The sequence below is a fragment of the Kitasatospora sp. NPDC036993 genome (assembly GCF_055607525.1).
In genome coordinates, this window is record NZ_JBVJRP010000001.1 from 1 (window position 1) to 14,344 (window position 14,344).

Below are 14,344 nucleotides of genomic sequence, written 5' to 3' on the forward strand. Positions count from 1 at the left end.
ACCCTGGGCCGCAAGATCCAGGAGCTCAAGGTCGCCATCAAGCTGGAGGAGGAGCTGAGCAAGGACCAGATCCTCACCAACTACCTCAACATCACCTTCTACGGCCACCAGGCCTACGGGGTGGAGGCCGCCTCCCAGCGCTACTTCAGCAAGAGCAACAAGGACCTGACCGTCGCCGAGGCCGCCACGCTGGCCGGCATGGTGCAGAACCCGTCGTCCTTCGACCCGGTGCGCTACCCCGAGAACACGGTCAAGCGCCGCAACGTCGTGATCGACAAGATGCTGGAGAACAAGCACATCACCCCGGACCAGGCGAAGGAGGCGAAGGCCGCCCCGCTGGGTCTGAAGTACAAGGACCCGCAGAACGGCTGCATCACCGCCAAGGCCGGGATGGGCTTCTTCTGCGACTACGTCCGCCACGTGGTCAAGCAGGACCCGGCGTTCGGCAAGAGCGCCGACGAGCGCAAGAAGGTGTGGAACACCGGCGGCCTGAACATCTACACCACGCTGGACCCGGACAAGCAGGCCGCCGCGCAGAACGCCGTCACCTCGAAGGTCAACGTGACCGACCAGGTGTCGGCGGCCGCCACCATGATGGAGCCGGGCACCGGCAAGATCCTGGCGATGGCCCAGACCCGCCCGTACGGCCTGGACCCGAACAAGAACCAGACCGTCGTCAACCTCAACGTGGACGCCGCGATGGGCGGCGGCAACGGCTTCCAGACCGGTTCGACCTTCAAGCCGATCCTGGCCGCGGCGGCGCTGGAGTCGGGCATGTCGAACACCCAGTCGTTCCCGTCCGAGAACAAGATCGAGTACCCGCAGATGTCCACCTGCTCGGGCACCTGGAAGAACACCGACCGGCCCAAGGTGACGGTGAAGAACGAGCAGGAGAACGAGGTCGGGCCGTACCAGCTGAAGGAGGCGATGGCCCGCTCGATCAACACCTACTTCGTGCAGATGGAGCAGCAGGTCGGCCTCTGCGCGATGAAGCAGATGGCGAACAAGCTGGGCATCACCCAGTCCGCCAAGGGCGACGCCTTCCAGGAGGTGCCCTCGATGGTCCTCGGCACCCTGGAGCTCTCCCCGCTGACCATGGCGAACGTCTACGCGACCTTCGCCGCCCGCGGCAAGTACTGCACCCCGGTCGCGATCAACAAGATCACCACGGTGGACGGCAAGGACATCGCGGTCCCGCAGGCCCAGTGCAGCCAGGCCTTCTCCGACCAGACCGCGGACTCGCTCAACGCCGTCCTGCTGAACGTGACCGAGAAGGGCACCGCGGCCGCCCTGACCATGGACGACGGCCGAAAGATCGCCGGCAAGACCGGTACCACCGACGAGAAGAAGGCCGCCTGGTTCAACGGCTACACCCCGTCGCTGGCCACCGCGGTCTGGCTCGGCGGCCCGGCCGGCGGCGTCAAGATGAAGAACATCAACATCGGCGGCAAGCACTTCGACGACGTGTTCGGCGCGACCGGCCCCGGGCCGATCTGGGCGCTGGCGATGAACCAGGCGCTCAAGGGCACCCCGCTGGAGCCGATCCAGACCGCCAGCATCCCGGACCCGCAGCCGGTCACTCCCCCCGGGGCCACCACCGCGCCGGCCGACCCGAACGCCGCCCAGCCGCCCGCCGGCAACCCCCCGCCGCCGCAGCAGCCGCAGCAGGGCGGCACCACCGGTCTTCCTGGCGGGCTGCCCGGCGGACTGCCCGGCGGGTTCACCTTCCCGCCCGGCATCGGCGGGCCCGGCAACGGGAACGGGAACGGGAACGGGAACGGCCGGCACGGCGGCAACGGGAACGGCTGACCGGCCTTCCCCGCGCTCGGCGGACGAGCATGCCGAAGGGGCGCCCTCCAGTGCGGAGGGCGCCCCTTCGGCGTGTTGCCGGGCGCCGGGGGCGGGGCCGCGGGCGGAACGGGCGGCCGGGCGCCGCACGGCGGCACCGGAACACTCGATTCAGGCCAGTGCGCCGCCGCCTCGCGGGGGCCGGGGGCGGGCCCGACCGCCCAGGTCAGGCCCGGACGGGCCCGGATGCCACGGGCCCGGAAGGGTCGAGCCGGAGCAGGGCGGGGCGGCCCCGGCCGGGTCGGGTCAGAGCAGGGCGGGTCAGAGCAGGGCGGCCTTCACCGCGGCGGCGACCCGGCCCCCCTCGGCCAGACCGTCGACCTTGGGCTTCACCAGCTTCATGACGGCACCCATCGCCTGCGGGCCGCTCGCGCCGCTCTCGGCCACGGCGGCCGCCACGATCGCGGCCAGCTCCTCGTCGGAGAGCTGCTTGGGCAGGTACGTCGCCAGCACCTCGCCCTCCGCCCGCTCCCGGTCCGCCTGCTCCGTCCGGCCGGCGGTGTCGAAGGCCTCGGCCGCCTCCCGGCGCTTCTTCGCCTCGCGACCGATCACCTTCAGCACCTCGGCGTCGGACAGCTCGCGCTTCTGCTTGCCCGCCACCTCCTCGCTGGTGACGGCGGCCAGCGTGAGCCGGATGGTGGACGAGTGCAGCTCGTTCCGGTCCCTGATGGCAGCGGTGAGGTCCTCGTGCAGCTGCTCCTTGAGCGTTGTCATTTCCTCTTCATATCCTTCGGCCGTGGGTGGGCTCAACCGGGTTTCCCGCAGGCATCCAGCGGGTTTTCGCAGATGAACGAGTATGCCCCGGCGACACCGGCCGTCCGTCGCCCGGCGGCGCGTCGGGCGACGCCGATCCGACCCGGGAACGGCGGAGGTCGAGTCCGTGAACAGGCGACGGCCGGGTCCGTGAACAATCGGCGATCAAGGCCGGGAACGGCCGAAGGAATCGGGCCACGGTGGCCGAAAATGCCCGCACGCACCCGGTCGAAAGGCCGGGAATTGCCGGAAACCGCGCGAAGTTGCCGGTGTCGGAGGGGCACCTCGAACGCTGCGGACGCTTCCCGGAATTTACCCGCGTAGTACACTCGTTCGCGCGTCGCCCGAGCAGCCCCCGAGCGGCGATCACCTCACCGCAAAAGCACTGCCGAAGACCGCGGCCGAACAGCTGCGACAAACCGTCACCACGTCCCCGATTCATTATTCCACGGCACCGACCCACTGCGGCCCGAGCGCCGTGCGGCCCACGCCCGTCGCGGCCCGCGCGGACCGCGAACCGTGCGCACTGCGGCCCGAGCCCGGTACGAGCGCCCACGCCTGCGCTCCGACCGGTCGCCCGGCCGGAGCGATCGTTTTCGGAGTGACCGGCGCCGCGAAACGGCGCATCGAGTTCTTGACTTGTTCTTGACTTGTATTCTGCTCACGACAGCAGGAAGCGCGGGGGAATGGACAACAATCAGCTTCGCTCGATGTTGGTAACGCAACGGAAGATGGTCGGCTGGAGCCAGGAGCAATTAGCCGAGCACTCCAATGTCAGTGTCCGGACCATTCGCAATCTGGAAACCGGTGCCATCAGGAATCCGCGGCGCAGTTCCGTGGAACTCCTGGTGGGGGCACTGTTCTCCGCGGCGACCAACCGCGACGTCCTGATGTCCCAGGCCGGACGGCCCGGCACCCCGGCCGGGCTGCTGCCCGCACGGCCCGAGCCCCGCCTGCTCGCCCCGGCCGCCGCGATCCCGGAAACCGCACGGTGGCAGGGGCTGCGCCCCAAGACGGACATCACCGTCGGCCGCCAGGCCGACCTGCTGCACGTCGTGACCGCCCTGCGCCCCGGCCGGCCGCTGGTGCTCACCGGACCGGCCGGAGTCGGCAAGACCCGGCTGGCGCTGGACTCTGCCGCCCACCTCCTGGACCGCTTCCGGGACGGCGTCGCGGTCCTGGAACTCGGCTCGGTCACCCCCGAGGGCGTCGACCCGGCAGCCGCCTCGGCCCAGGCCCAGCGCGCGCTCGACACCCTGTTCCGGAGCTTCGACCGCGACCCTCGGACCAGCCCCGAGATGCAGATGCTGCTGGTCGTCGACAACGCCGAGCACATCATCGACACGGTGGCCCGGCAGGTCAGGGCGCTGCTGGAGCGGCACCCCGCGCTGCACATCGTGATCACTTCGCTGCGGGCACCCGCCGGCGTCCCCGCCGACCTGTGGGAGGTGTCGCCGCTGTCGGTCGACCAGCCGGACGGCCTGTACGGCTGCCCACCCGCCGCCGAACTGTTCTGCCGCCGGGTGCACTCGGTCGTCCCGACACTGGACCTCAGCGACCAGATGCCCCAGGTGGTCGAGCTGTGCCGGCGCCTCGGCGGTCTGGCGCTCGCGATCGAGAACGCCGCGTTCCGGATGCGCTCGGTGCCGCTGCGCGTCCTGGTGGAGGAGTGCCGGGTGCTGCCGATCCTGGGCCAGGAGGAGGTGGGCGGGCTCTCCCACCACCGCTCGCTGCACCGCAGCCTCGCCTGGGCGTACGGGCTGCTCGACGAACGGCAGCGCCGGGCGCTCAGACGGTTCTCCCGCTTCCCGGAGGACTTCTCCATCGAGGACGTCCGGCAGGAGCCGGTCGACGACGCGCTGGAGCCCTCCCGCAACCTCGACGTCCTGGCCGAGCTGGTCGACTTCTCCGTCGTCCAGGTGAACCGCGGCCACCAGTACGCGTACCGGGTGCCCCGGATGATGCGCGAGTACGTCAACGCCATTCCGGCCTGAGGCCGGCCCCCACGCCCGTACCATCCGTGCTGCCCGCGCTCCCGTCCCTGCGTGTGCTCCGGTCCCTGCGTGTGCTCCGGGGCGCGCTCTTCTCCCCGCCGGTCGCCTCCGCCGGTTTCGCACCGATGCCGCGCCCGTTTCGTCGCCGGTTCGTCGCCGGTTCATCGCCGGTTCGTCGCCGCCGACGCCGGGCCCGCGCCGCGGGCGTCGGCCAGGAAAGCGACCGGCAACCTGCCTTGCCGGTCCCCGGTGCCCCCGGGACGGACTTGCCCGCTGGGATTCCTGTCCTCCCGCCCGAAGGAACCGGAGGATTCCGCGTGGGCGGCACCAGTTTGCTCCGGATGACGCGAGGATCTGGGAGGAATCGGTCAATGAGCACCCCCGACAGGGCCCTGCTGGACTGGATCGAGGAGGCCCCCGAGGAACGCGGCCTCCGCTTCGCCGGACCGGGCGACTCCTGGGACTTCCACAGCTACGCCGACCTGGCCGAGCAGGTGCTGCGCACCGCCGAGGCGCTGCGCGCCGCCGGAGCCGGCGACGGCGACGTGGTGGCCGTCGTCCAGCGGTGCAGCCCCGGCTTCGTGGCGACGTTCTTCGGCGCCATCGCGGCCGGCTGCACCCCGTGCTCGATAGCGCCGCCGTTCGCCCTCCAGCGCCGCGGCGCGTACGCCGAGCGCGCACGGGCCCTGTTCACCACCGCGCGGCCCGCGGTGATCGTCTGCGACGACGAGTCCCTGGCCCTGGTGCGCGGCGTCACCGAGGGTCTCGACCTGCCCGCCCCGGTGCTCTTCGACGCACTCGTCGCCGGCGTCGGACCGGCCTCGAAACCGTACCCCCCGGCCGAGTTCGCGCTGCTCCAGTTCACCTCCGGCTCCAGCGGCCGCTCCCGCGGCGTCCTGATCGGACACGACGCGCTGCGCAACGACGTGAACGCCATCCACCGCTGGACCCAGTGGCTGCCCGGCGACGCCGGTGTCTCCTGGCTGCCGGTCCACCACGACATGGGCCTGATCGGCTGCCTGGTCAGCTTCGTCACCGTGGGCTGCGACGGCTGGATGCTGCAACCGGACGACTTCCTCCGCTCTCCGCTGCGCTACCTGCGCTGCCTCAGCGAGAACAAGCTCTCCCTCACCGCCATGCCCAACTTCGGCCTGGTCTACATCCTGAACCGGGTCCGGCCGGAGCAGCTGGAGGGCCTGGACTTCGGATCCGTCCGCTCGCTGATCCTCGGCGCGGAGCGGATCGACCCACAGGTGCTGGAGGACTTCGAGAAGCTGCTCGGCCCGTACGGCTTCGACCGGCGCGCGCTGCTGCCCGCGTACGGCGGGGCGGAGGCCACCCTGGCGGTCACCGGCCTGCCGATCGGCGAGGGCTGGACGACCGTCGACCTGGAGGGCGAGCAGGCGGGCCGCTACGTCGGCTGCGGGCGGCCGCTGGACGGCGTCCGGGTGCGGGTGGTCGACGACCGCGGTGACGAGGTGCCGGACCGGGTGGTCGGCGAGGTGCTGGTCAGCGGCGGCACCGTGGGCACCCGCTACCGGGACGACATCGTCACCGCCTCCGGCACCGTGCTGGGCGGCGGGGTGCTGCGCACCGGCGACGCGGGTTTCATGAGCGGGGGTCAGCTCTTCGTCGTCGGCCGGATCGGCGACGGCGTCAGGATCCGCGGCCGGATGGTGTTCGCCGAGAACCTGGAGGCCCGCCTGCACGAACTGGGCATCCCTCAGCGGCGGGTGGCGATCCTGCTCGGCCACCGGGAGGACCGTCCGACCGGCGTGGTCGTCCTGGAGAAGCCGGAGCCGCGCTGGCAGTCGGCCGCCCACTCGGTGCTCGCCGAGGCCCTGGGCCACGAGGCGGACCTGCTCGCGGTCGAGATGCCGCGCGGCGGGATCGCCGTCACCTCCAGCGGCAAGCCGCGGCGCCGGGTGATGTGGGCGGCGCTGACCGCCGGCGAGCTGCGCGGGGACATCCGGAGCCTGACACCGGCCCTCCTGGGCGCGGCCTCCCCTCCCGGTGCCCCCCGCTCCCAGTGACCGCCATTCCCAGTAACCCCCATTTCCGGTTACGCCTATCCTGATCGCATGACCGAAGGAGACGACGGGCTGGTCCTCACGCCCCCCGGGGGCGGCCGCTTCCACTTCGACCCCGGCGCCCTCTGCCTCGAACTGCTCACCACCGGTGGTCCCGGCCCGTACGCCCGGTACGAGGTGCTGCACCGGCCCGCCGACCTCGCCGGCTGGCTCCCGCTCTCCCGGCTGCGGCTGCCCGCCGAGGCGGTCCGGATCTCCCCCGCCGGGCTCGCCGGCACCCGCGCCCTGCGCGACGCGCTCTGGCGCCTCACCGCCGCCCACGCCCGCGGCACCACCGGCACGCCCGAGGACTACGCCGTCCTCAACCGGGCCGCCGAGCACCCGCCGCTGGTCCCCCGGATCGCCCCGGACGGCACCGGGGCCGCCCCCCTGCCCGCCGACGGCGCGCAGCTGGCCTCCACCTTCGCCCGGGACGCCATCGCCCTGCTCACCGGCCCGTACGCGGACCGGGTCCGGGAGTGCGGCGCGGACGACTGCCGGCTGATCTTCGTCGACACCTCGCGGCCCGGCCGGCGGCGCTGGTGCTCGATGGAGCGCTGCGGCAACCGCCACAAGGTCCGCGCCCTGCGCGCCCGCCGCGACTCCGAGGAGCCGTCCCCGGCCGCCGCCGTTCCCCCTTCCGCCGCTGCCTCCCCAGCCGGCTCCTCTGCCGGCTCCGGGCGGGTGGCAGCTGATCGACCGTCTGAGAGCATGGACTGATGCGACCGCTGCACTCCGTTCCCCTCGGCATCGCCGCCGCCGGCGCCGCCTGCCTCGCCTACTCCGTCGGGTACGAGGTCCGGGCCTTCCGCCTCCGCCGGATCGAGGTCCCCGTCCTCCCGCGCGGCGCCCGGCCGATCCGGGTCCTCCAGGTGTCCGACATCCACATGGTGAACGGACAGGGCAAGAAGCAGCGCTGGCTGAAGAGCCTGGCCGGCCTGCGCCCCGACCTGGTGGTCAACACCGGCGACAACCTCTCCGACCCGCTCGGCGTCCCGGCCGCCCTCGACGCGCTCGGGCCGCTCATGGAGTTCCCCGGCGTCTACGTCTTCGGCTCCAACGACTACTACGGCCCGGCCCGCAAGAACCCGGCGCGCTACCTCCAGGCCATGCGCAGCGGCGTCCACGGCATGAACAACCCCGACGGGACCGCGAGCCGCGGCATCAGCGGGGCCGTCCACAACCCGTGGGAGAAGCTCCGCGACGGCTTCGACGGCGCCGGCTGGCTCGACCTCACCAACACCCGCGGCCGCCTCACCGTGAACGGCCTCGACCTGGAGTTCACCGGCCTCGACGACCCGCACATCCGCCGCGACCGCTACAGCGAGGTCGCCGGCGGCCCCTCCCCCGACGCCGACCTCTCCCTCGCCGTCGTCCACGCGCCCTACCTGCGGGTCCTCGACGCGTTCACCGCCGACCGCTACCCGCTGATCCTGGCCGGCCACACCCACGGCGGCCAGCTCTGCATCCCCTTCTACGGCGCGCTGGTCACCAACTGCGACATCGACACCCGCCGGGTCAAGGGCCTCTCCACCCACACGGCGGGCGGCCACCGCTCCCACCTCCACGTCTCGGCCGGCTGCGGCGCCAACCGCTACACCCCCGTCCGCTTCGCCTGCCCTCCCGAGGCCACCCTCCTCACCCTCACCCCGGCCCCCCGCTGACCCCCGCCGGACGCCCGCCCGAAACCGGATTTCGCGTCTCGGCGAGCGTCCGGTAGAGTTCTACTCGTTGCGACGGAGACAGAGCAACAAAACGCAAGACCGGGGTGTGGCGCAGCTTGGTAGCGCGCTTCGTTCGGGACGAAGAGGCCGTGGGTTCAAATCCCGCCACCCCGACCCAGTAACACCAGCTCAGGGCCGGTGTCCCGCAAGGGACACCGGCCCTGGCTGTTTCTCCCGGGGCTCTCGGGAGAATTCCCGGAGAAATCCGCAGGGAGAGCGGCCTCTCCGGCGCTGCCGCTGAGGCGCCTTCAGCAGGGCGTCGAGAACCGCCGCAGGGAGCCGGGCGGCGTACACCGGGTCGATGCCGGCGCCGGCGGCGTCGGGGCGGTGGCTGCCAGGGCGAGGTGCCAGGTGCGGCGGTCACCGTCCGGCAGTGCCCGGGCGACGGCCCGGTTGGTCGTCAACCTCTGTTGGTGCGGCGCCCGTTGGAGGACGGCGGACCGCGGCAGGTCGGGATACCGGGGCCGGGCGTTCGTGCCCGCCCGGCCCGGCGCCCGACGCGGGCCGCCGCCGAGAGCCGCCGACGGATCCCCGGCGACCTCCGGCGACGCCCCCGGCGCACCGGGCGGGTGGCCCGAAGCCCGCCCGCCCGTTCCCTTCGCTCCCCCCGATCGGGTTGGATGGTCGGATGAGCGAGGAGAAGAGCGCCGTACCGGCGTGGGAGCAGCGGTTCAGGGCGGCCCGGGTGTCACTGCCCGACTGGGCCGAGGACGCCCCCGACCGGGCGCTGTACGTGTCCAACGCGACCGGCACCTACGAGGTCTACGCCTGGGACCGCGCCACCGGCACCCACCGCCAGGTCACCGACCGCCCGAACGGCACCACCGACGCCGAGCTGTCCCCCGACGGCGACTGGGTCTGGTGGTTCGACGACCACGACGGTGACGAGTTCGGCGTCTGGCGCCGCCAGCCGTTCGCGGGCGGCCCCGACGAGGAGGCCGTGCCCGGCCTCGCCCCCTCCTACTCGGCCGGCCTGGCCGTCGGCCGCGACGGCACGGTGGTCGTCGGCCGCTCCACCGACGAGCACGGCACCACCCTGCACCTGCGCCGCCCGGGCAGCGCCGAGCCGGTCGAGATCTACCGGCACGAGGAGTACGGCGGCATCGGCGACCTCAGCCACGACAGCACGCTGCTCGCCATCGACCACACCGAGCACGGTGACGCGATGCACTCCGCGATCCGGGTCGTGCGCCTCACCGGGGACGGCGGCGTCGAGACCGTCGCCGAGCTGGACGAGGTCACCGGCCGGGACGAGCCGCGCGGGGTCGCCTGCCTGGGCTTCGCCCCGGTCGAGGGCGACACCCGTCTGCTGGTCGCCCACCAGCGCACCGGCCGCTGGGAGCCGATGGTCTGGGACGTCGCCACCGGCGCCGAGACCGCCCTGCCGCTGCGCGACGAGCAGGGCCGCGAGCTGCCCGGCGACGTCTCCGCGCAGTGGCGCCCCGGCGCCGCCGAACTGCTGGTGGAGCACGAGTACGAGGCGCGCAGCGAGCTGTTCTCGTACGCGCTCTCCGACGGCCTGCTGACCCGCCTGGACACCCCGCGCGGCACCGTCGGCGGCGCCACCGCCCGTCCGGACGGCACCGTCGAGTACCTGTGGTCCTCCGCCGCCGAGCCCTCCGCCGTCCGCTCCACCGCCGGGACGGTCGTCCTGCGGGCGCCCGGCGCGGTGCCGCCCGGTTCGGTCCCGGTCGAGGACGTCTGGGTGGACGGCCCCGGCGGGCGGGTGCACGCCCTGGTGCAACGGCCGGCGACGCCCGCGCAGGGCCCGTACCCGACCGTGTTCGAGATCCACGGCGGCCCGACCCACCACGACAGCGACTCCTTCGCCGCCGGTCCCGCGGCCTGGCTGGACCACGGCTTCGCGGTGGTCCGGGTCAACTACCGCGGTTCGACCGGCTACGGCCAGGCCTGGACGGACGCCCTGCACGAGCGGGTCGGGCTGATCGAGCTGGAGGACATCGCGGCGGTCCGCGCGTGGGCGGTCGAGAGCGGCCTCGCCGACCGGGACCGGCTGGTGCTCACCGGCGGCAGCTGGGGCGGCTACCTGACCCTGCTCGGCCTCGGCGTCCAGCCCGACAGCTGGGCGCTGGGCATCGCCGCCGTCCCGGTCGCGGACTACCACACCGCGTACGCCGACGAGATGGAGGCGCTCAAGTCGCTGGACCGCACGCTCTTCGGCGGCACCCCGGAGGAGGTCCCCGAGCGCTTCACCGCCTCCTCGCCGCTGACCTACGTCGAGCAGGTGCGGGTGCCGGTCTACATCAGCGCCGGGGTCAACGACCCGCGCTGCCCGATCCGGCAGATCGAGAACTACGTCGAGCGGCTGGAGCGGCTCGGCAAGCCGCACGAGGTGTACCGGTACGACGCCGGGCACGGCTCGCTGGTGGTGGAGGAGCGGATCAGGCAGCTGCGGCTGGAGATCGACTTCGTCCGGCGGTACCTGGGCACGGACGGACACACCGCGGACGGACACACCGCGGCCGGGGGGACCGTGTGAGACGTCTGCTGACGCTCGCGGGGGTGGCGGCCGTCGGAGCCCTGGTGCTCACCGGCTGTTCGAGCTCGGACGGCGACAACGCGGCCTGCCCGCCCCCGACCGGCCCGCCGGTCGTCCTGCCCACGAGTACCGCGGTGCCGCCCGCCGTGCCCACCGGGGCGCCGTCCGCCCCGACGCCGGCCGGCGCCGTACCCTCTTCCGCCGCACCGCCCGCCACCGCGACCAGGGCGAGCGCGTCGGGCACCGGCACGGCCGTCCTGCCGGCGGTGTACGCGGCGACCGAACAGGACGGCACCGTCGAACTCGCCAAGGGGTCGAAGGGGTCGAGCGGGTCCAAGGGCTCCTCGGGCTCGAAGGGCTCCAAGGGGTCGAAGTCCGGTCGCACCGTGCACCACCACACCGACCACTACGACTCCGACGACACCAACGGCAGTGGCAACGGCCACTGCCACGGCGAGCCGACGCCGCTGCCCACCGGTTCGTCGTCCCCGACCCAGCCGCTGCCTCCGACACCGGCCCCGACCGCGCCGCCGACCGTGCCGCCGCCGGTCAAGCCCACCGCGCCACCGGCCCTGCCGACCAAGCGCTGAGCCCGGGGGCGCTCCGGAACGTCAGTCCAGGACCGGGTCCAGCCCGAGGACCCGGTCCTGCTCCGCCTCCGCCTCGCGGCGCACCAGGCGGTACCACATGAAGACCACGAACCCGCCGAAGACGAACCACTCCAGGGTGTAGCCCAGGTTCTGGAACGCGCGCAGGGTGAGCCCGTCCCCGCCCTGCGGCTGCACGGTCGGTACGGGGGCCAGCCCGGCGGGCGCGTCGTCGACGGCCACCCAGCCGTCGTACCAGCCGTCGTACTCCAGCACGTTCAGCAGCGACGCCCGGTTGATCATGCCGAGCTGCCCGGTGGGCAGACCGCCCGCGACCGCGCCGTTGCTGCCCACGGTCTCGTTGGCCTGCAAGCGCCCGGTGACCGTCACCTGCCCGCCAGGCGGCGGCCCGGCGGCGCCCGCCCCCGGGTCCCCGGCCGCCCAGCCGCGCACCACGGCGACGGCGTGTCCGTCGGCGGTGCGCAGCGGGGTGAGCACGTAGTAGCCCTGCTTGCCGTCCATCACGCGGTTGGGCACGAGCAGCTGGTGCTCGGTGTCGTAGCCGCCGGTCACGGTGACGGTCTTGCCGACGGTCTCCGTGTTCACCTGCGGGGTCGTCTGGTTGAGCAGCGCGTCGAGCGGCCGGGCGTCACCCGAATCGGCGGCCGACTGCTTGGTCTCCTGGTGCGTGGACACCCGGTCCTCGAACCGGCCGAGCTGCCAGGAGCCCAGCCACAGGCACACCGCCACGGCAGCCACGGCCACGACGGTGCCGCCGAGCCATCTCGGGGTCAGGAGGAACCGGTACACACCCCCCACGGTAACCACTCCTCACATCCGCCCGACCCCCCGGGCCCCGGACACGGCGACGTCCGGCCCGTTCGCGGCTGCCGACCGGTGCGCGGTTCCCGCCGTTCGCCGCCCGGTGGCCGCCGCCCGTCACCGCGCAGTCGGCGAGCCCGACGGCTGCGGCGCCGGACCGCCCACGCCCTGGACGCCGCCGCGGTAGACGGTGCCGCTGCACGACACCGGCAGGGTCACCGTGGCGGCCGCGGGGCTGCCGGGGGCCGGGGTGTGGGCGATGGTGGCGGTGGCCGGCGCGGTGGTCGGGTTGCCGGTCGGGGTCGCCGTCGGGCTGGAGGTCGTGCTGGGGGCCGCCGACGGGGACTGGGAGGCCGGCGGGTTGGCGCTGGGTACCCCGGGGGCGCCGGAGGCGCCGGAGGCAGGGGCGCCGGACTCGGCGGCGGGGACGTCCGAGCGCAGGGCCACCTTGTAGTTGACGCCCTTCGACGGGGGGGTCACCGGGTCCGAGTCGGCGCAGGCCTGGTCGGGGACCCAGGCGAACGGCACCCGGTACCCGGCCCGCGGCGCGAGCAACGGCGCCTCCCCGTCCATCGCGGGCAGTCCGGCGGCCGGGTCGCCCGGGGCGTGGTCGGCGGTGCGGACGCGGCCGCGGTCGCCGCCGCTGACGGCGGTGACCGCCACCGCCCCCGGCCCGCCGAGCCGGCAGCTGCGCCCGGAGACGTTGTAGACGGTGAACGAGCCGTAGATCCGCCCCGCGGCGTCGGCCGTGCCGACCTGCGCGGCGCCCTCGCCGAGGTCGGCCCGGGCGCACAGCGGGACGATGCCGTCGTCCGCCGTGCCGGCCGTGCCGGTGGGCACGACGACGCCACCGGTGCGCGCCGACTCGCCGCCCGAGGTGGGCGGGGCGGAGGTGGTGCCGGGCGGCGGCGAGACCTCGCCGGTGCCGCTCGGGCTCGCGTGCGAGGCCGTACCGGCGTCGCCGGCGGTGTGCTCGGCGGTGCCGCTGGGGGAAACGGCGGCCGGGCTCTTGGCGGCGGCCGAGCCCGGGCCGCCGGAGAGCCCGAGGTGCTCGCCCTCGTGCAGGACGGGCAGGCCGATCGCGACGATGAAGGCCAGGGCGGCCGCTCCGGTCCAGGCACCGCGCCGGGTGGCCCGCCGACGGGGCACGGACCGCCGGATCCGCGGCAGCCCGCCGGGCACGGGCTGGATGCCGGAGACCGCGCCGTGCATCAGCTCCCGCAGCGCCCGTTCCTCGGAGGACAGGCCGGGGAACTCCGCCGCCCCGTCCGCGCCCCGGGCACCGGAGTCACCGGACGTACCAGCGGCACCGGAACCGCCCGGAGGACCGGAGGGACCGGCAGGACCGGAAGTGCCGGAAGCCCTGTCCAGCGGCCGCCGCCGGCCGCCGTCCGCCTCAGCCATGTCCGGCCTCCATCTGGACGCGGAGGGCGGCGAGTCCGCGCGAGCCGTAGGCCTTCACCGAGCCGATCGAGATGCCCAGGGTCTCGGCGACCTGCGCCTCCGTCATGTCCACGAAGTAACGCAGCACCAGAACCTCCCGCTGACGGCGTTGCAGACCACGCAGCGCGGCCTTCAACTGGTCACGCTCCAGGGCATCGTAGGCACCTTCTTCTGCACTGGCCATGTCAGGCATGGGCTTCGGCAGCAGTCGCAGTCCGAGGATGCGGCGGCGCAGCGTGGAGCGGGACAGGTTGACGACCGTCTGGCGCAGGTAGGCCAGGGTCTTCTCGGGCTCGCGCACCCGGCGCCGGGCGGCGTGCACCCGGATGAACGCCTCCTGGACGACGTCCTCACAGGTCGAGAGGTCGTCGAGGAGCAGCGCGGCGAGCCGCAGCAGCGAGCGGTAGTGCGCCTGATAGGTCGCGGTGAGCAGGTCCTCGCTGGTACCCGCGTCGGTACCGGCACCGGAGTCCGCCGCACCGGGTGCGGCCGCCGTCATCTGGTCTTCTTCCGGCCTACTCGCAGACCACGGGGCGCGCGAAGGGAAGGCCGTCGCGGCTCTCGCCGGGATGCCCGCCCTTGCCCCCACCATCACGTTCGCCAC

The 14,344-nt window shown here is 73.6% G+C and carries 11 protein-coding genes and 1 tRNA gene; 8 read left to right on the forward strand and 4 right to left on the reverse strand.

Annotated elements, in window-relative coordinates; translation table 11 throughout:
- The coding region (locus tag ACZ7C5_RS00005; protein ID WP_470321568.1) for a transglycosylase domain-containing protein at nucleotides 1-1,809 on the forward strand (1,809 nt) is incomplete at its 5' end.
- A 300-nt stretch (nucleotides 1,810-2,109) separates the two neighbouring features.
- On the opposite strand, the gene ACZ7C5_RS00010 is transcribed toward ACZ7C5_RS00005, so the two are convergent.
- Nucleotides 2,110-2,562 carry a GatB/YqeY domain-containing protein gene (locus ACZ7C5_RS00010; RefSeq protein WP_188295898.1) on the reverse strand — a complete coding sequence of 151 codons (453 nt, stop codon included), beginning with the start codon at nucleotides 2,560-2,562 and terminating at the stop codon, nucleotides 2,110-2,112.
- 770 nt (nucleotides 2,563-3,332) lie between these two features.
- Between ACZ7C5_RS00010 and ACZ7C5_RS00015 the strand changes: the two genes are divergently transcribed.
- The 7 genes from ACZ7C5_RS00015 to ACZ7C5_RS00045 all read left to right on the forward strand — a co-directional run bounded on the left by ACZ7C5_RS00015 (nucleotide 3,333) and on the right by ACZ7C5_RS00045 (nucleotide 11,478).
- On the forward strand, nucleotides 3,333-4,595 hold the full coding sequence (locus ACZ7C5_RS00015; RefSeq protein ID WP_470321867.1) for a helix-turn-helix domain-containing protein: 1,263 nt from the start codon (nucleotides 3,333-3,335) through the stop codon (nucleotides 4,593-4,595).
- A 371-nt stretch (nucleotides 4,596-4,966) separates the two neighbouring features.
- The gene (locus ACZ7C5_RS00020) at nucleotides 4,967-6,628 is read left to right on the forward strand and encodes an AMP-binding protein (RefSeq protein WP_401080532.1); all 1,662 of its coding nucleotides are present in this window, start codon (nucleotides 4,967-4,969) and stop codon (nucleotides 6,626-6,628) included.
- Nucleotides 6,629-6,676: 48 nt separating this feature from the next.
- Entirely contained in the window at nucleotides 6,677-7,384 is a 708-nt protein-coding gene (locus ACZ7C5_RS00025; RefSeq protein WP_470321569.1) for a CGNR zinc finger domain-containing protein, read from the forward strand.
- Nucleotides 7,384-8,328: a metallophosphoesterase gene (locus ACZ7C5_RS00030; protein WP_470321570.1), complete on the forward strand. Its 945-nt coding sequence runs from the start codon at nucleotides 7,384-7,386 to the stop codon at nucleotides 8,326-8,328. Before ACZ7C5_RS00025 ends, ACZ7C5_RS00030 begins: the two co-directional genes overlap by 1 nt.
- 100 nt (nucleotides 8,329-8,428) lie before the next feature.
- Nucleotides 8,429-8,502 (forward strand) — tRNA-Pro (locus ACZ7C5_RS00035).
- Nucleotides 8,503-9,016: 514 nt separating this feature from the next.
- Entirely contained in the window at nucleotides 9,017-10,888 is a 1,872-nt protein-coding gene (locus tag ACZ7C5_RS00040) for a S9 family peptidase (protein WP_470321571.1), read from the forward strand.
- Nucleotides 10,885-11,478: a hypothetical protein gene (locus tag ACZ7C5_RS00045; RefSeq protein WP_401080540.1), complete on the forward strand. Its 594-nt coding sequence runs from the start codon at nucleotides 10,885-10,887 to the stop codon at nucleotides 11,476-11,478. The genes ACZ7C5_RS00040 and ACZ7C5_RS00045 overlap by 4 nt, the downstream gene beginning before the upstream one ends.
- A 21-nt stretch (nucleotides 11,479-11,499) precedes the next feature.
- Here ACZ7C5_RS00045 and ACZ7C5_RS00050 read toward each other — a convergent pair whose 3' ends face one another.
- From ACZ7C5_RS00050 to ACZ7C5_RS00060, 3 genes are all read right to left on the reverse strand, one after another.
- Entirely contained in the window at nucleotides 11,500-12,285 is a 786-nt protein-coding gene (locus ACZ7C5_RS00050) for an SURF1 family protein (protein ID WP_401080542.1), read from the reverse strand.
- 129 nt (nucleotides 12,286-12,414) lie between these two features.
- Nucleotides 12,415-13,701 carry a hypothetical protein gene (locus tag ACZ7C5_RS00055; RefSeq protein WP_401080544.1) on the reverse strand — a complete coding sequence of 429 codons (1,287 nt, stop codon included), beginning with the start codon at nucleotides 13,699-13,701 and terminating at the stop codon, nucleotides 12,415-12,417.
- Nucleotides 13,694-14,239 carry a SigE family RNA polymerase sigma factor gene (locus tag ACZ7C5_RS00060; protein WP_401080546.1) on the reverse strand — a complete coding sequence of 182 codons (546 nt, stop codon included), beginning with the start codon at nucleotides 14,237-14,239 and terminating at the stop codon, nucleotides 13,694-13,696. The genes ACZ7C5_RS00055 and ACZ7C5_RS00060 overlap by 8 nt, the downstream gene beginning before the upstream one ends.
- Nucleotides 14,240-14,344: the final 105 nt, after the last annotated feature.

Coding starts and splice junctions, on each gene's coding strand:
- ACZ7C5_RS00010 (WP_188295898.1), bottom strand. CDS start 2,562: ATGACAACGCTCAAGGAGCAGCTGCACGAGGACCTCACCGCTGCCATC.
- ACZ7C5_RS00015 (WP_470321867.1), top strand. CDS start 3,333: ATGGTCGGCTGGAGCCAGGAGCAATTAGCCGAGCACTCCAATGTCAGT.
- ACZ7C5_RS00020 (WP_401080532.1), top strand. CDS start 4,967: ATGAGCACCCCCGACAGGGCCCTGCTGGACTGGATCGAGGAGGCCCCC.
- ACZ7C5_RS00025 (WP_470321569.1), top strand. CDS start 6,677: ATGACCGAAGGAGACGACGGGCTGGTCCTCACGCCCCCCGGGGGCGGC.
- ACZ7C5_RS00030 (WP_470321570.1), top strand. CDS start 7,384: ATGCGACCGCTGCACTCCGTTCCCCTCGGCATCGCCGCCGCCGGCGCC.
- ACZ7C5_RS00040 (WP_470321571.1), top strand. CDS start 9,017: ATGAGCGAGGAGAAGAGCGCCGTACCGGCGTGGGAGCAGCGGTTCAGG.
- ACZ7C5_RS00055 (WP_401080544.1), bottom strand. CDS start 13,701: ATGGCTGAGGCGGACGGCGGCCGGCGGCGGCCGCTGGACAGGGCTTCC.
- ACZ7C5_RS00060 (WP_401080546.1), bottom strand. CDS start 14,239: ATGACGGCGGCCGCACCCGGTGCGGCGGACTCCGGTGCCGGTACCGAC.